Raw genomic sequence first — 17,045 nt, forward strand, 5'->3', positions numbered from 1 at the left:
GGGGGGAAGGCCGGCCCGCTGATGCTGTCGATGCAAGTGGGAGAACTATAGGCATCACGTAAAAGGCCCTTGGGAAGCGGGTGACCGTAGTGCGGGACTGAGATGGATGGCACATGAACAAGACTTGACCGTCAGTAAGAGTGAGATAAGAATGTGGTTTACCTGTGAACAGTGGTGGAGGGGGTTTCACCGGGGTCGCAGTGACTGGTGGTGCGAGGTCGGCAAGGGGGCAGACCGAGTGCGCCGCTTGAGGGGTGGGGCGTCCGGTACGGGACGGGTCTGTGTCTCGCTGGGCGAATTTTCTGGGTAGGAGTGCGAGTTGGCGGTTCATCCGCGCCTGAGTGTTGTCGTCCCTTTTCAGGATGTCGAGCTCTACCTGGCCGAATGCCTCGAGTCGATCGCGCGTCAGTCGTTCACCGACTTCGAGGTGATCCTCGTCGACGACGGCTCCACCGACGGCTCCGTCCGTATCGCGGCCGACTACTGCGCCGCCGATCCGCGCTTCAAGCTGATCCGCCAGCACGCGCACGGCCCGGGACACGCCCGCAACGCCGGACTGCGGTCGCTGCACCCGGGCTCGGAGTTCCTCGCCTTCGTGGACGGCGACGACGTCATTCCCGAGTACGCCTACGAGCTGCTGATCCGGTCCCTGGAGGAATCCGACTCGGACTTCGTCTCCGGCAACGTGCAGATGATGAACTCCACCAAGAAGTGGCAGTCGCCGCTGCACAAGGGCCCGATGCAGAAGAACCGGCGCGGCACCCACATCACCCGGTTCGACGCGCTGATCTACGACCGTACCGTCTGGAACAAGGTGTTCCGGCGGTCCTTCTGGGACCACCACCGGATCCGGTTCCCCGAGGGCGTCATGTACGAGGACTCCTGGGTCAACATGTACGCCCACTTCCGGGCGGACAAGGTCGACGTCATCACGGACGTGATCTACTACTGGCGCCGCCGGGAGGGCGGGGCCGCCCCCTCCATCACGCAGCGCTACACCGAGCTGTCGAACCTGCGCGACCGCGTCACGGCCGTGCAGTCGGTCAGCCGCTTCCTCGCCGACGGGCCCGCACGCCAGTACGAGGAGAGCAAGCGCAAGTACGACCTCGCCTGTCTGAAGTCGGACCTGATGCTGCATCTGAAGGTGCTGCCGGACGCCGACGAGGAGTACCGGCAGTCGTTCATGCAGTGGGTCAGGGAGTTCCTCGACGAGGTGGACCTCGCCATCATCGACGAACTGCCCGCGGAAAGCCGGGTCAAGTGGCTCCTGGTGTGGCAGGGACGGCTGGCGGAACTCCTCGAGGTCATCGAGTTCGAGCGCCGCGGCGGCCCGATTCCCGTGCAGCGGCGGTTCCGCCGCTATCTGAAGTACCCCTACCTCGGGGACCGGGAGGTCGGCCTCGACAAGAAGGCCTACCGGCTGGACAAGGAGTTCTCCCTGCACGGCGCGCTGACCGGCGCCCGCTGGAACGCGGACTCCGACCAGCTCACCCTGAGCGGGACGGCGTACGTCCGGTTCATCAACGTGCACAAGAAGCACATGTCGGTCAAGGCGATCGCCCTGCGCAACAAGAAGCAGGGGCGGATGGTGGTCACGCCGGCCAAGACCACGTATGCGCCGCAGGCCACGGAGAACTCCCAGCAGAATCGTTACTGCTACGACTGGGCCGGCTTCGAGACCCGGATCGACACCACACGGCTGAAGCAGAAGGGCAAGTGGGTCGAGGGGACCTGGGACGTCGCGGCCGGGGTCTTCAGCCGCGGCCTGTTCCGCTACCGGGGCGTCAGCCGCGGCAGCGCGGGCAGCGCGGCCAACCCGCCGTACCGGTACGTCGACAAGAACACCCGCATCCTTCCGCTGTTCCTGCAGGACCGGCTCAAGCTGCGGGTGGAGGTCGTGCGCTGCCGCATCACCAGCCACCGCATCGTCGGGGACCAGCTGGAGCTGCGTGGCGTCTACCTCGGTCCCACGGTGCCGGCCTGGGGCAAGTTCCGCGTGACCAGCATGAGCGGTGCCGGCCGGCACGACGGCCGGGTGTGGTTCACGCCGGGCGGCGACGGCTGGTGCACCTTCGCGGCCAGGATCCCGCTGCGTCTGCTGGTCCCCAAGTACCGGGCGGACGCCGACGCCGACGTGGACATCCCCCAGTCCTGGAGCATGGGCAGCAACGGCTGGAAGACCACCTTCCACGTCGAGGGCCGCAAGGCGCCCATCTACCCGGTCATGGCGGAGGACGCCGAGGACGGCTTCTACCGCATGCCCGCCTCGCTGCAGACGCGGGAGGGCGACCGGGAGGTCGTGGTCCACCGCAACGGCTCCGGCTACCTCGTGCTCTTCGAGCGCGCGGCGCTGCCGATGGCCACGTACGTGGCATGGCGGGCGGACGGCTCCCTGGAGATCCAGGGGCGCTACGAGACCGCCGACCGCCTGACCCCCGAGCAGTACCGGACCGCGCACCTGGTGGTGCGCTCACGGGCGCACGGCGCGGAACGCACCGTCCCGCTCACCTGGGACGGCCCCGGGTTCAGCTGCGTCCTGACCCCCGCCGCCATGCGCACGCTCGCGGGGGAGATCCCGCTCGCGGCCGGCCGCTGGGACTTCTTCCTCCGTCGTCAGGACCTCTCGGCGGTCGCCCGCGAGGACCGTCTGGAGGACCTGATGGTCAAGCTCCACCAGGACCTCATCGGCGCGTTCCCGCAGGAGTACGAGCGCAGCGAACGCCGTTACGAGGCACAGGCCGAGGCCTACGACCGGCTGTCCCTGCTGGTCCACTCGGCCATGCCCGACCATGCCCGCGGCCCCTACCGCCAGAAGCAGCTGCGCACCAAGGCGTACCCGGAGGCCCGCCGCAAGCCGGTGCGTCCCGCGATCCTCTTCGACGCCTTCAAGGGAACCCAGTACTCCGACAGCCCGCGGGCCCTGCACGAGGAACTGGTCCGCCGCGGGGTCGACCTCGAACACCTGTGGGTCGTACGGGACGACCAGGTCCAGGTGCCGGAGACGGCGACGCCCGTGCGCATGTGGTCGCCCGAGTGGTACGACGCCCTGGCCACCAGCCGGTACGTCGTCGCCAACAACCACCTCCCCGACTGGTTCCGGAAGCGGGACGGGCAGGTCGTCGTGCAGACCTGGCACGGCACCCCGCTGAAGAAGATCGGCCACGACATCGAGGCGATCCACTTCGCCGACCAGCGCTACCTGGAGCGGGTCGAGAAGGAGGTGCAGAACTGGGACCTGCTGGTCTCGCCCAACAGCTTCTCCACACCGATCCTCAAGCGGGCCTTCGGCTTCCCCGGGGAGATGGTGGAGTGCGGCTACCCGCGCAACGACATCCTGCGCCGGCCCGGCATGGAGGAGCGGGAGCGGGAGATCCGGCGGCGCATCGGCCTGCCCGAGGGCAAGCGGGTCGTGATGTACGCGCCGACCTGGCGCGACGACCAGTTCTACGCCCCGGGCAAGTACAAGCTCGACTTCCGTGTGGACCTCGACGACGCGCGCGCCCGGCTGGGGGCCGACCACGTGCTCCTGGTGCGCCGTCATCCGAACGTGGTGGACCCCGTGCCCGGCGCCGGCGACGGCTTCGTCTTCGACGTCTCCGACTACCCCGACATGGCCGATCTGTCCCTCATCACCGACGTGATGATCACGGACTACTCGTCCCTGATGTTCGACTACGTCAACACAGGGCGCCCCGTCCTCTTCTTCACCTACGACCTCGACCACTACCGCGACACGCTGCGCGGCTTCTACTTCGACTTCGAGAACAGCGCGCCCGGCCCGCTGCTGTACACCTCGCCGGACCTCGTCAGCGCCGTGCGCGAGATCGACGGGATCCAGCAGACCTACGCCGAGCGGTACCGCTGGTTCCAGCGGGAGTTCTGCGACCTGGACGACGGATACGCCGCCGCGCGGCTCGCCGACCGGATGCTCGTCGCCGGCGGCGACCTCGCCCGCGAGGACGCCACGGCGCCGGCCGTCGGCACCGTCGACACCCGGCACGCGGTCCGCGCGCTCACCCCGATCCGGTGGAACAACCAGCAGTGGTTCACGCCGCAACAGCGCGCCGTCCCTCAGCCCCACAGGGCGAGCACCCGCCTGATGGACGCGTTGCCCGGACAACCCCGCCCCGACGCCCGCACCGCACCGGACGGCCTTCAGACACCGCCTCGGACACCCGAAGGCCGGACGTACGAGGGCGTGGTCGGGTGACACCCGGTCCTGCCCACGGGCGTGGCCGGTGCGGGGCACACCCGCGTCGGGCCGCCCGGAACGGCCGCCCACAGCCATGACCGCGCCCCAGGTGTACCCCGCGCCCGGGACCCGGCCGTGCCCGCACGGCTGCCGGCCCGGCCTCCGCTCAGCCCGTCCGCACGCGGAGGAGCAGGGCGTAGTGGTCGGACGCACCGGTGTCCCGCACGGAGCAACCCGCGCGGGGCAGGCCGGTGAACAGGTAGTCGATCTTGTGACGCGACCGATGGGTGAACCGTCCGGAACGGGACGACGCGGACGTCTGGTCGCACTCCCGGTACGCACCGTACGGCCCGGACGGCCAGACCCACGAAGCCGGGTTGTGCGCTCCCGGCGGGTCCACGTTCAGATCGCCGCCGAAGACCGTGCGCCGGCCGGTGACCGCCGCGGCCAGCGCCTTCAACTGGTCGTCGCGCAGCTCCCAGTGCGGGTGGGCGAGGTCGTCCCCGGGCCGGCTGAGGTGAGCGGTGCACACCCGGAGGCGGTGTGTCGCGACCGTGGCGCACAGGATGCCGCGCTGCAGTCCGGCGGAGGGCTGTTCCGAGGCCACCGAGGAGATGCCGGACAGCCGGTACGCCGAGAGCAGCGCGACACCGGCGGCACGCTGCCCGGCCGCGGCACAGCGCACGGTGCTCGTGCGTTCCGCGGCGTCGCGCCACGCGTAGGCCCTGAACGCCGTGTGCCAGGAACCCGGGAGGGCCACGCGCACCTTCTCCAGATCACCGGCGCAGGTCTCCTGCAGGAGGAACACCCGGACACCGGAGCGGGTGGCGAGCCGCTTCAGCTCGGCTTCCTTCACCTCCGGGCCGCCGGTGGCCGCGCAGTGCCACTGACGCACACCGCACATGTTCCAGGTGGCCACGGTCAGCGACCGGGGCACGTCGGCGGACCTGTCCCGACCGGTCGTGTGCGCGAGCACCACCGAGCCCGTGACCACCAGCAGCGCCGCCACGGCGGCGAAGCACCGTCGTTCCCTGCGGGGCACGGCCTTGATCCGACGCCGAAACACCCGAGGAAAGTGGATCCGCACCATGTCTGAAGCAGCCGCGAAGCGGCGGCCGGTCGTCCAGGGGATTGACGCCTCCGGTGGGTGTCCGGTCGAGTACCGCTTCGCCCACGCGCGGAACGGCAATCGGCATCTGATGGTCGTTTTCGCCAACATCTTCGCCCCGGACGACTACGGCTGGGCCACCGGGGTCCTGGACAGCCTGCGGTCGAACGTCCTGTGGATCCGCGACCGGTTCGACGGCGGGAACACCTACTACCTCTGCAAGGGGATGGACTTCTCCGTGGAGAGGTCCGTGATCGGGCTGATCTCACGGGTCGTGAAGTCGCTCGGGCTGACACCCGACGACGTCACGCTGTGGGGGAGTTCGAAGGGCGGCAGCGCGGCCCTGTACTTCGGGCTGCGCTACGGCTTCCGGAACATCGTCGCCAGCGTGCCCCAGTTCCGGATCGGCACGTTCGTCCGCGACGTCTATCCGGACACCGGCCGGCACATGCTGGGCGAGGCGATGTCCGACGACAACGTGGGCGTCCTCGACGCGATCCTGCCGAACCTGCTGAGCGCCGGAGCGAACCCGGACGCGCACATCTACATGGTGTCCTCCCCGCAGGACGAGCAGTACGTCTCCCAGGTGGAGCCGTTCCTCGGGCTGCTGCAGCGCTACCCGAACTTCAACTTCCTCTTCAGCGAGTCCCCGTTCATCACCGGCCACGGAAAGGTGACCCAGCGCAACACGCCGCCCCTGCTGGGCATCGCCTACCTGCTCGTCGAGGGCATCACCCCGCGACTCGGCTCCGTCCGCCACGGGTACGAACAGCCCGACGCCGACAGGTCGGGCATCGACACCTTCCTCACGTCCACGTCCGTGATCCAGGACTCGTTCGCCCCTCCCACGGTGACGACGCCCGCGGCGCAGGCCGAGGTGCCCGCCGGTTCCGTCCGCTTCACGGGCTGGGCTCCCGGCGCGGTCCGCGTCAGCATCTGGGAGAACGGAAAATACCTGGCGTCGGCCCCGGTCGCCGCGGACGGCACCTGGGCGTGGAACCCGGAGCAGCCGTGGAAGGCCGGCCGGCACCTGGTGCGGCTCTTCGCCGTCGACCCGAGCGGCTACCAGTCCGAGCGCACCGACGTCCCCTTCACCGTCTCCCAGTACGTCCGGCTCCTGGCGCCGGTGGTCCGGTCGCCCGGTGCGCACCAGCAGCTGCCGGGGCCCTCGGTGACCTTCGACGGCGTCGCGCCGGGCGCCGCCCAGGTCGGGTTCCGGCAGGGCGGGAACCTGCTGGGCGCCACCGCGGTGGCGCCCGAGGGCGGCTGGTCCTGGGACCCGGGCGGCCTCTGGCCGGCGGGGACGCACAGCGTGGAGGTCTTCGCCGTGGACGCGGCCGGAACCGAGTCCCCGGCGACTCCCGCGGTCTTCACCGTCCTGAACACCTCGGCCGGTGCGGCACAGGCCGGCTACTGAGGTCCCATCCGCGCCACGGGAGGTCCGCCGCAGCCCGCCCGACGCCCAGCAGATCGAGAGTGGAGTCCGCACATGTCCAAAGCAGCCGCGCCCGGGCGGCAGCTGCTCACGGGAATCGAATCCTCCGGTACGTTCCCCGTCGAGTACCGCTTCGCCCACGCCAAGAACGGCAACCGGCATCTGGTCGTCGTCTTCGCCAACTTCTCGGCGCCGAACGACTACGGCTGGTCGAACGGCGTCTTCGACAACGTGCGGGCCAACATCCTGTGGATCCGCGACCGCTTCGACGGGATGAACAGCTACTACCTGTGCAAGGAGATGGACTTCTCGCTGGAGCAGTCCGTCGCGGGGCTGATCTTCAATGTGATGAAGGCCCTGTCGCTCACCCCGGACGACGTCACCCTGTGGGGCGGTTCCAAGGGCGGCAGCGCGGCCCTGTACTTCGGGCTGCGCTACGGCTTTCGGAACATCGTCTCCATCGTCCCGCAGTTCCTCGTCGGCACGTACGTGCAGCGCGTCCATCCCAAGGTGGCCGCCTTCATGCTGGGCGAGGGCGTGCCGGAGGAGAACGTGCGGGCCGTCGACGCGATCCTGCCCGACCTGGTCCGTTCCGGGGCCAATCACACGGCCAACATCTACCTGCTCTCCTCCCCCCAGGACGAGCAGTACCAGGAACAGGTCGAACCCTTCCTCGGCCTCTTCCAGGCGTACGACAACTTCAACTTCATCTACAGCGAGTCGCCGTTCATCACCGACCACACCCAGGTCACCCGGCGCAACGTGCCCGCCCTCATGGGCATCGTGAACCTGCTGGCGGACGGCATCCCACCGCGTCTCGGCTTCGTCCGCAACGGCTACGAGGAACCCGACCGCGACCGGTCGGCCATCACCTCCTACCTCGGTTCCACCTCGGTGATCAGGGGGCCGGAGTTCCCGCCGCCGGTGGTGACCGCACCCGCGTTCCAGCAGGAGGTCCGCAGGGACGCCGTACGGTTCACCGGCCATGCTCCGGGCGCCGTGCGCGTCATCGTCTGGGAGCACGGCAAGTACCTGGGGCAGTGTGACGTCGCCGCCGACGGCACCTGGTCCTGGGAGCTGGGCAGGGCCTGGAGCACGGGCCGGCACCCCGTGAAGATCTACGCGGTGGACGCGGCGGGCTACCAGACCGAGCGGACCGAGGTGAACTTCGTGGCGGTCGACGCCCCCACGGCGGGCGCCGCTTCCGGGGCCGGGGCGACGGGCGGGCCGGCCGCAGCCGTGCCGTCCCCGGCGAGCCCCCCGGCGTCCTTCGTCGCGACCGTCGGCCGGAGCGCGGCCGCCCCCGCGGTGCTCGAGCCCGTGGCGCACGAGCAGATGATGGGCTCGCGGGTGGTGTTCACGGGCAGCGCGCCCGGCGCCGCCCAGGTCGGGTTCCATGAGAACGGCGTGCTGCTGGGTGGCGCTGCCGTCGCCGCCGACGGCAGCTGGTCGTGGGATTCCGGCTGGGCGTGGTCGGACGGAGTGCACGTCGTGGACGTCTTCGCCGTGGACGCCTCGGGCACCGAATCGCCCGTCACCCAGGTGCCCTTCACGGTGATGGGCGCCACCGGCTCCTGGGCGGGAACGGCCCACTACGGCGGGGCCTACTGACGCGGCGTCCCGCGCACGGGAAAGGGCCCCCGCCTCAGGCGGGGGCCCTTCTCACAGGTGTCCGCGCGTCACGCGGGAACCGAGGCCACCCCCGGCTCCAGGAACTTCTTGCCGTTGACCCGCTCGCTGACGCCCTCGCGGTCCAGGTACGGCGTGATGCCGCCCAGGTGGAAGGGCCAGCCGGCGCCCGTGATCAGGCAGAGGTCGATGTCCTGGGCCTCGGCGACGACGCCCTCGTCGAGCATGAGCCCGATCTCCTGCGCCACCGCGTCGAGCACGCGGTCACGGACCTGCTCCTCGGTGAGGACCGAGTCGCCCTGCTTCAGCAGCGCCGCGACCTCGGGGTCCAGCTCCGGCTTCCCGCTGTCGTAGACGTAGAAGCCGCGCTTGCCCGCCTTGACGACGGCCGCGAGGTTCGGGGAGACCTTGAAGCGGTCCGGGAAGGCCCGGTTGAGGGTCTCCGAGACGTGCAGACCGATCGCCGGGCCGACCAGCTCCAGCAGCACCAGCGGGGACATCGGCAGACCGAGCGGCTCGACCGCCTTCTCGGCGACCTCGACCGGGGTGCCCTCGTCGATGACGTTCTGGATCTCGCCCATGAAGCGGGTCAGGATGCGGTTCACGACGAACGCCGGGGCGTCCTTGGTGAGGACCGCGGTCTTCTTCAGCTTCTTGGCCACGGCGAACGCGGTCGCGAGCGACGCGTCGTCCGTCTTCTCGCCGCGCACGATCTCCAGCAGCGGCAGGACCGCGACCGGGTTGAAGAAGTGGAAGCCGACGACCCGCTCGGGGTGCTGCAGCTTCGACGCCATCTCCGACACCGACAGCGAGGAGGTGTTGGTGGCGAGGATCGCGTGCGCCGGGGCGACCGCCTCGACCTCGGCGAACACCTGCTGCTTGACGCCGATCTCCTCGAAGACCGCCTCGATGATGAAGTCGGCGTCCGAGAAGCCCTCGGCCTTGTCCAGGACACCGGTCACCAGCGCCTTGAGGCGGTTGGCCTTGTCCTGGTTGATCCGGCCCTTGCCGAGCAGCTTGTCGATCTCGGCGTGGACGTAGCCCACACCCTTGTCGACGCGCTCCTGGTCGATGTCGGTCAGCACGACCGGCACCTCCAGGCGGCGCAGGAAGAGCAGCGCGAGCTGAGAGGCCATCAGACCGGCGCCGACGACGCCGACCTTGGTGACCGGACGCGCCAGGTTCTTGTCCGGGGCGCCCGCGGGACGCTTGCCGCGCTTCTGCACCAGGTTGAACGCGTAGATGCCGGAGCGCAGTTCGCCGCCCATGATGAGGTCGGCGAGCGCCTGGTCCTCGGCGTCGTAACCCTGCTGCAGGTCGCCGTTCTTGGCGGCGGCGATGATGTCGAGGGCGCGGTAGGCGGCCGGGGCCGCGCCGTGCACCTTGGAGTCCGCGATGAAGCGGCCCTTGGCGACGGCCTGGTCCCAGGCCTCGCCGCGGTCGATCACCGGACGCTCGACCTCGATGTCGCCCTTGAGGACGTTCGCCGTCCAGATCAGCGACTGCTCCAGGAAGTCGGCGCCCTCGAAGAGGGCGTCGGCGATGCCGAGGTCGAAGACCTGCTGGCCCTTGAGCTGCTTGTTCTGGTTGAGGCTGTTCTCGATGATGACCGAGACGGCCTTGTCGGCGCCGATCAGGTTCGGCAGGATCGTGCAGCCGCCCCAGCCCGGGACCAGGCCCAGGAACACCTCGGGGAGCGAGAAGGCGGGCAGCGCCTTCGACACCGTGCGGTAGGTGCAGTGCAGGCCGACCTCGACGCCGCCGCCCATCGCGGCGCCGTTGTAGTAGGCGAAGGTCGGCACGGCCAGGCCCGCGAGGCGCTTGAAGACCTCGTGGCCGCCCTTGCCGATGGCCAGCGCGTCCTTGTGCTCCTTCAGCAGCTCGACGCCCTTGAGGTCGGCGCCGACCGCGAAGATGAACGGCTTGCCGGTGATGCCGGCGCCGACGATGGTGCCCTCGGCCGCCTCCTTCTCGACCTGGTCGATGGCGGCGTTGAGGTTCGCCAGCGAGGCCGGGCCGAAGGTGGTCGGCTTGGTGTGGTCGAAGCCGTTGTCCAGCGTGATGAGCGCGAAGCGCCCGGCGTTGAACGGCAGGTCGAGGTGGCGTACGTGCGCGGACGTCACGACCTCGTCGGGGAACAGCTCGGCCGCACCCTTCAACAGCTCAGCGGTGGTGCTCACTTGTCCCCCTCGAAGTGCGGGTTCTCCCAGATGACCGTCGCGCCCATGCCGAAGCCGACGCACATGGTGGTCAGGCCGTAGCGGACGCCCGGCTGCTCCTCGAACTGGCGGGCCAGCTGCGTCATCAGGCGGACGCCGGAGGAGGCCAGCGGGTGGCCGAAGGCGATGGCGCCGCCGTACTGGTTGACGCGCTCGTCGTCGTCGGCGATGCCGTAGTGGTCGAGGAAGGCCAGCACCTGGACGGCGAAGGCCTCGTTGATCTCGAAGAGACCGATGTCGGAGATGGACAGGCCCGCCTTGGCGAGCGCCTTCTCCGTGGCCGGGATGGGACCGTAGCCCATGACCTCCGGCTCGACGCCCGCGAAGGCGTACGAGACGAGGCGCATCTTGACCGGCAGGCCGTTCTCGCGGGCGAAGTCCTCGCTCGCGATGATCGAGGCGGTCGCGCCGTCGTTGAGACCGGCCGCGTTACCGGCGGTGACTCGGCCGTGGACACGGAACGGCGTCTTGAGGCCCTGCAGGTTCTCCAGGGTGGTGCCAGGGCGCATCGGCTCGTCGGCGGTCACGAGACCCCAACCGGTCTCGCCGGCCTCCGGGTTCGTACGACGCACCGAGATCGGCACCAGGTCCTGCTGGATCTTGCCGTTGGCGTACGCCTTGGCGGCCTTCTCCTGCGAGCGCACCGCGTATTCGTCGGCGCGCAGCTTGGTGATGTGCGGGTAGCGGTCGTGCAGGTTCTCGGCGGTCATGCCCATGAACAGAGCCGACTCGTCGACCAGCTTCTCGCTGACGAAGCGCGGGTTCGGGTCCACGCCCTCGCCCATCGGGTGGCGGCCCATGTGCTCGACGCCACCGGCGATGACGGCGTCGTAGGCGCCGAAGGCGATCGAACCGGCGGTGGTGGTGACGGCGGTCAGGGCGCCGGCGCACATGCGGTCGATCGAGTAGCCCGGGACGGACTGCGGCAGACCGGCGAGGATGCCGGCCGTGCGGCCGAGGGTGAGCCCCTGGTCACCGATCTGCGTGGTCGCGGCGATGGCGACCTCGTCGATCTTCTTCGGGTCCAGCCCGGGGTTGCGGCGCAGCAGCTCCCGGATCGCCTTCACGACAAGGTCGTCGGCGCGGGTCTCGTGGTAGATGCCCTTCGGGCCCGCCTTGCCGAACGGGGTGCGGACGCCGTCGACGAAGACGACGTCCCTGACGGTACGAGGCACGATGGCTCTCCTCCAGGGTGCGGGATGGCACAGCTGCGACGCGCAAGCGCTGAGCGCGCGCTCAGGCCCATGCTACTTATGAGTAACGTAGCTGCACAGTCCTGCGGCGGGGAGCGGTGAACGTCACACCAGTGGCCCTGCACCAGAGGGGTGCCCGATGCCGCCGCAGGATCTTGGCGCGATCTCGACGTCTCTGTTCCGCATGATCTACGGCGATCAGGCGCCGTTCGCCGACAGCGCGGCGACCAGGACCGGCGTCACCTGCTCGACCTGCCAAGGCCGCGCGCCGTACCCCGTCAGCGCGGACTCCACGGATCCGGCGTCGACGGGCTTGGGCGGCTCCCAGCAGAGGCGCCGCACGGTGTCCGGGGAGATCAGGTTCTCCTGCGGCATGTTGAGCTCCTCGGCAAGAGCCGACACCCCGGCCCGGGCGGCGGAGAGGCGAGCAGCCGCAGCGGGGTCCTTGTCCGCCCAGGCCCGCGGCGGAGGCGGGCCGGCGACCGGCTGCCCCGGCTGGGGCAGCTGGGACTCGGTCAGAGCCTTCGCGCGATCCACCGCCGCCTGCCACTGCTCCAGCTGGCGCCGCCCCGTCCGGTGCCCGAACCCGTTCAGCGCGGCCAGCGCGTGCACGCTGGACGGCAGGGCCAGCGCCGCCTCCACGATGGCGGCGTCACTCAGCACCTTGCCCGGCGACACATCCCTGCGCTGCGCGATCCGGTCCCGGGTCTGCCACAGCTCGCGGACGACCGCCAGCTGCCGGCGCCTGCGCACCTTGTGCATCCCGGACGTACGCCGCCAGGGGTCCTTGCGCGGCTCGGCGGGCGGAGCGGCCGCGATCGCGTCGAACTCCTGCAGGGCCCACTCCAGCTTGCCCTGCCGGTCCAGCTCCTTCTCCAGCGCGTCCCGCAGGTCGACGAGGAGCTCCACGTCCAGCGCGGCGTACCGCAGCCACGGCTCGGGAAGCGGACGCGTCGACCAGTCGACGGCGGAGTGGCCCTTCTCCAGGACGAAGCCGAGCACGCTCTCGACCATGGCGCCGAGACCGACCCGAGGGAACCCGGCGAGCCGCCCGGCCAGCTCGGTGTCGAACAGCCGGGTCGGCGCCATGCCTATCTCGCGCAGACAGGGCAGATCCTGGGTGGCCGCGTGCAGCACCCACTCGACGCCGGACAGCGCCTCGCCGAGACCGGACAGGTCGGGACAGGCGACGGGGTCGATCAGCGCCGTACCGGCACCCTCGCGGCGCAGCTGCACCAGGTAGGCGCGCTGCCCGTAGCGGTAGCCGGAGGCGCGCTCGGCGTCGACGGCGACGGGGCCGGAGCCGGCGGCGAACGCGGCGATCACCTCGGCGAGGGCGGCCTCGTCGGTGACCACCGGGGGAATGCCCTCGCGGGGTTCGAGGAGGGGTGTCGGCGCCCCCGTCAGAGAAGATCCGGCGTCGTCCGGAGGGGTGCCTCCGATGGCACGCAGGGAACTGTCTGCTGCGGTCTCTTGGGCGTCGGTCACCTGTCAAGGGTATCCGTGCGAGGACAGCGCCCGTCGACGGAACGTTCCGTCGACGGGCGCCGGAGGGTCGTAAACCAGTCAGGCCGGTGAAACTTCCGGTTCACGGGAGGGGCCGGGCCGTGCCGCCGAACGGCTCAGTGGATGATCCCGGTGCGCAGGGCCACGGCGACCATGCCGGCCCGGTCGCCGGTGCCGAGCTTGCGCGCGATGCGGGCCAGGTGGCTCTTGACGGTCAGTGCGGACAGGCCCATGGAGACGCCGATCGCCTTGTTCGACTGGCCCTCCGCGACCAGTCGCAGCACCTCGACCTCGCGTCCGGACAGTTCGCGGTAGCCGCCCGGGTGGCTCGGGGCACCCGGGGGGCGGCGGTGCATGCGGGCGGCGGCACCGAGGGGAGCGGCGCCGGGTCGGGTGGGGAGCCCGATGTTGGTGCGGGTGCCGGTGACGACGTAGCCCTTGACGCCGCCGGCCAGGGCGTTGCGGACGGCGCCGATGTCGTCGGCGGCGGACAGGGCCAGGCCGTTGGGCCAGCCCGCCGCGCGGGTCTCGGAGAGGAGGGTCAGGCCGGAGCCGTCGGGCAGGTGGACGTCGGCGACGCAGATGTCGCGGGGGTTGCCGATGCGGGGACGAGCCTCCGCGATGGACGAGGCTTCGATGACATCGCGCACACCGAGCGCCCACAGATGGCGGGTGACGGTGGAGCGGACGCGCGGGTCGGCCACGACCACCATGGCGGTCGGCTTGTTCGGGCGGTAGGCGACCAGGCTTGCGGGCTGCTCGAGGAGAACGGACACCAGGCCTCCTGGGTGGGGGACGGGGCCGGCTTGTGGGGATGAAGCCGGGACGAACCGTGCTTTCAAGGTCACAGTCGTCTTCGGCAGCAAACCCGTCCGCCTTTAGAGAATGATCACGATCTAGTGAGTCACAATCCGTGCAATTCGGACACGCGATCGATCATCCGAAGATCGAGTCGGTTCGGGCCGATGCGATTCGAGTGCGCAATGTGGCCGTATCGACAAAGAGATGGTCAACAAGCCATCCATGCGGATGACACCGGCACGACCGGGGATCACGTCACCGGGACTGCGGGCCCCTGCGCTGCGGCAGCGTCACCACCGAGGCGTCACCCGGACCGGCCGGCGGCAGCCCCCCGACCTGGGCCAGCAGATCGCACCAGGAGGCCAGGTGGGCGGCGGTGTCGGGCACCCCGCCGAGACCCTCGCGGGGCGTCCAGGAGGCGCGGATCTCGATCTGCGAGGCGGGCGGGCGCTCGGCCAGCCCGCCGAAGTAGTGCGAGCCCGCGCGCGTGACCGTGCCGCTCGGCTCGCCGTACGTCAGCCCCCGCGACTGCAGCGCGCCGGTCAGCCACGACCAGCACACCTCCGGCAGCAGCGGATCGGCCGCCATCTCCGGCTCCAGCTCCGCGCGCACCAGGGTCACCAGCCGGAACGTGCCCCGCCAGGCGTCGTGCCCGGCCGGGTCGTGCAGCAGCACCAGCCGCCCGTCGGCCAGCTCCTGCTCGCCGTCGACCGCCACGGCCTCCAGCGCGTACGCGAACGGGGCCAGCCGCTGCGGGGCGGGCGTCGGCTCCACCTCGACCTGCGGCCGCAGCCGGCTGCCGCGCAGGGCTTCGACCGCGGCCCGGAAAGCGGGCGGGGCCGACGCGCCGGAATGCCGGTCCGCCTCCTCGGTGTCCTTCACGTCGTCCGTTCCGTCAGCGCTGTCCGACATTCGTCCCTGAGCCGCAGCCATGCGGGAAGGGTAAGGGGAACCGGCGCCGGTGGGGGCCGAGACACCCCGCTCGGTTTCCTGCCCCGCGCTCCAGGGCCGCCGCCCCCGGGCCCGCGGCGGCGACATGCGAGACTTGCCCCGTGACCGCCAACGACGCCCGCACGGGCCAGCAGCCGACAGCGACGTACGACAGCGCCTTCCTCAAGGCGTGCAGGCGCGAACCCGTACCGCACACCCCGGTGTGGTTCATGCGCCAGGCCGGCCGCTCGCTGCCCGAGTACCGCAAGGTGCGCGAGGGCGTTCCGATGCTCGAGTCCTGCATGCGGCCCGAGCTGGTCACGGAGATCACGCTGCAGCCGGTGCGCCGGCACGACGTGGACGCGGCGATCTACTTCAGCGACATCGTCGTCCCCCTCAAGGCCATCGGCATCGACCTCGACATCAAGCCCGGCGTCGGCCCGGTCGTCGAGCAGCCGATCCGCACCCGCGCCGACCTGGCCCGGCTGCGCGACCTCACCCCCGAGGACGTGCCCTACGTCACCGAGGCGATCGGCCTGCTCACCCGCGAGCTGGGCGCCACCCCGCTGATCGGTTTCGCGGGCGCGCCGTTCACCCTCGCGAGCTACCTGGTCGAGGGCGGACCGTCGCGCACGTACGAGAACGCCAAGGCGATGATGTACGGCGACCCCGAGCTGTGGGCCGACCTGCTGGACCGCCTCGCCGAGATCACGGCCACCTTCCTGAAGGTGCAGATCGAGGCGGGCGCGAGCGCGGTCCAGCTGTTCGACTCCTGGGTCGGCGCGCTCGCCCCGGCCGACTACCGCCAGTCCGTGATGCCCGCCTCGGCGAAGGTGTTCGACGCCGTCGCCGGGTACGGCGTCCCGCGCATCCACTTCGGCGTCGGCACCGGCGAGCTGCTGAAGCTCCTGGGCGAGGCCGGAGCGGACGTCGTCGGCGTCGACTGGCGCATCCCGCTCGACGAGGCCGCCCGCCGCGTCGGCCCCGGCAAGGCGCTCCAGGGCAACCTCGACCCGACCGTGCTGTTCACCGACAAGAACACCGTCGAGGCCAAGGCCCAGGCGGTGCTCGACGCGGCCGCCGGCCTGGAGGGGCACGTCTTCAACCTCGGCCACGGCGTCATGCCGAACACCGACCCCGACGCGCTGACCCGGCTCGTCGAGTACGTCCACACGCACAGCGCCCGCTGAGCCGGCCCGCTCACCACACCTGACGGGGCCGGGCCTGCCTGCCGAACAGCAGGCGGCGCGGCTCCGGCGGGGGCGGGGTGCCGGGCTTGAGCGGCCAGGCGAGCAGCATGCCCGCCACGAAGCCGACCACGTGCGCGGCGTACGCCACCGTGCCGGCGCCGGACACACCGTGCCCGGCCGAGTACACCGCCTGCAGCCCGAACCAGGAGCCCAGCACCAGCCACGCGGGCAGTCGCAGCGGCAGGAAGACCAGGAACGGCACCAGGACCCAGACCCTGGCCTTCGGATACAGCACCAGATAGGCGCCCAGGACCCCGGCGATCGCCCCCGAGGCGCCGATCAGCGGGTCGCCCGAGGACGCGTTGAGCAGCGCGTAGCCGTAGCCGGCCGCGTAGCCGCAGACGACGTAGAAGAGGAAGTAGCGGATGTGACCCATCCGGTCCTCGACGTTGTTGCCGAAGATCAGCAGGAAGAGCATGTTGCCCAGCAGGTGCAGCCAACTGCCGTGCAGGAACATCGCCGTGAAGACGGACAGGGGCGGGGACTTCTCGTAGCCCGGCGGTCCCACCACACAGCCCGGGCCGTGCGGGCCCACGCCCACCTGGCCCGTCGGGACCACCCGGGGCATCTGATGGTGGATCAGCTCTCTGGGGACCGCCGCGTAGTGGTCCATGAAGGCGTGCAGATGGCACAACTGCGCCAGGTCGCTGCCCCCGGCCACGGAACCGGCTATGCCGGGGGTGGTGAGGAAGACGAGTACGTTGGCGGCGATGAGGGCGTACGTCACGTAGGGCGTGCGGCGTACCGGGTTCACGTCATGGACGGGGATGACCACGTTGGAC

Annotated in this window: 11 protein-coding genes; 4 read left to right on the plus strand and 7 right to left on the minus strand. The window is 70.5% G+C overall.

What is annotated here, in order from left to right; genetic code table 11:
• The first annotated feature begins 319 nt into the window (after positions 1 to 319).
• Positions 320 to 4,210, plus strand: coding sequence for a bifunctional glycosyltransferase family 2 protein/CDP-glycerol:glycerophosphate glycerophosphotransferase (locus tag ABZ865_RS00770; RefSeq protein WP_361222040.1), 3,891 nt, complete (start codon positions 320 to 322; stop codon positions 4,208 to 4,210).
• Between the two features lie 148 nt (positions 4,211 to 4,358).
• Here ABZ865_RS00770 and ABZ865_RS00775 read toward each other — a convergent pair whose 3' ends face one another.
• Positions 4,359 to 5,234, minus strand: coding sequence for an endonuclease/exonuclease/phosphatase family protein (locus tag ABZ865_RS00775; protein WP_361222042.1), 876 nt, complete (start codon positions 5,232 to 5,234; stop codon positions 4,359 to 4,361).
• A gap of 46 nt (positions 5,235 to 5,280) precedes the next feature.
• Between ABZ865_RS00775 and ABZ865_RS00780 the strand changes: the two genes are divergently transcribed.
• On the plus strand, positions 5,281 to 6,717 hold the full coding sequence (locus tag ABZ865_RS00780; RefSeq protein ID WP_361222044.1) for a hypothetical protein: 1,437 nt from the start codon (positions 5,281 to 5,283) through the stop codon (positions 6,715 to 6,717).
• Positions 6,718 to 6,789: 72 nt separating this feature from the next.
• Positions 6,790 to 8,346, plus strand: a complete 1,557-nt coding sequence (locus ABZ865_RS00785; protein ID WP_361222046.1) for a hypothetical protein — start codon at positions 6,790 to 6,792, stop codon at positions 8,344 to 8,346.
• A 68-nt stretch (positions 8,347 to 8,414) separates the two neighbouring features.
• On the opposite strand, the gene ABZ865_RS00790 is transcribed toward ABZ865_RS00785, so the two are convergent.
• The 5 genes from ABZ865_RS00790 to ABZ865_RS00810 form a co-directional block, all read right to left on the minus strand.
• Positions 8,415 to 10,544, minus strand: a complete 2,130-nt coding sequence (locus tag ABZ865_RS00790) for a 3-hydroxyacyl-CoA dehydrogenase NAD-binding domain-containing protein (protein ID WP_361222047.1) — start codon at positions 10,542 to 10,544, stop codon at positions 8,415 to 8,417.
• Positions 10,541 to 11,758, minus strand: coding sequence for an acetyl-CoA C-acyltransferase (locus tag ABZ865_RS00795; protein WP_361222049.1), 1,218 nt, complete (start codon positions 11,756 to 11,758; stop codon positions 10,541 to 10,543). Before ABZ865_RS00795 ends, ABZ865_RS00790 begins: the two co-directional genes overlap by 4 nt.
• Before the next feature lie 216 nt (positions 11,759 to 11,974).
• Positions 11,975 to 13,264, minus strand: coding sequence for a ribonuclease D (locus ABZ865_RS00800; protein WP_361222051.1), 1,290 nt, complete (start codon positions 13,262 to 13,264; stop codon positions 11,975 to 11,977).
• A gap of 134 nt (positions 13,265 to 13,398) precedes the next feature.
• The gene (locus ABZ865_RS00805; protein WP_030777669.1) at positions 13,399 to 14,058 is read right to left on the minus strand and encodes a response regulator transcription factor; all 660 of its coding nucleotides are present in this window, start codon (positions 14,056 to 14,058) and stop codon (positions 13,399 to 13,401) included.
• A gap of 280 nt (positions 14,059 to 14,338) precedes the next feature.
• Positions 14,339 to 15,016 (minus strand): DUF3000 domain-containing protein, encoded by a 678-nt coding sequence (locus ABZ865_RS00810; protein ID WP_361222053.1) that lies wholly within the window; start codon positions 15,014 to 15,016, stop codon positions 14,339 to 14,341.
• Between the two features lie 119 nt (positions 15,017 to 15,135).
• On the opposite strand from ABZ865_RS00810, the gene hemE reads away from it, so the two are divergent.
• Positions 15,136 to 16,203, plus strand: a complete 1,068-nt coding sequence (gene hemE / locus ABZ865_RS00815; RefSeq protein ID WP_361222055.1) for a uroporphyrinogen decarboxylase — start codon at positions 15,136 to 15,138, stop codon at positions 16,201 to 16,203.
• A gap of 10 nt (positions 16,204 to 16,213) precedes the next feature.
• Here the strand turns inward: hemE and ABZ865_RS00820 are convergent, their stop codons facing one another.
• Positions 16,214 to 17,038, minus strand: a complete 825-nt coding sequence (locus ABZ865_RS00820; RefSeq protein WP_361222056.1) for a rhomboid family intramembrane serine protease — start codon at positions 17,036 to 17,038, stop codon at positions 16,214 to 16,216.
• Between the last annotated feature and the right edge of the window lie 7 nt (positions 17,039 to 17,045).

Source organism: Streptomyces sp. NPDC047085, assembly GCF_040643735.1.
Taxonomy (GTDB): Bacteria; Actinomycetota; Actinomycetes; order Streptomycetales; family Streptomycetaceae; genus Streptomyces.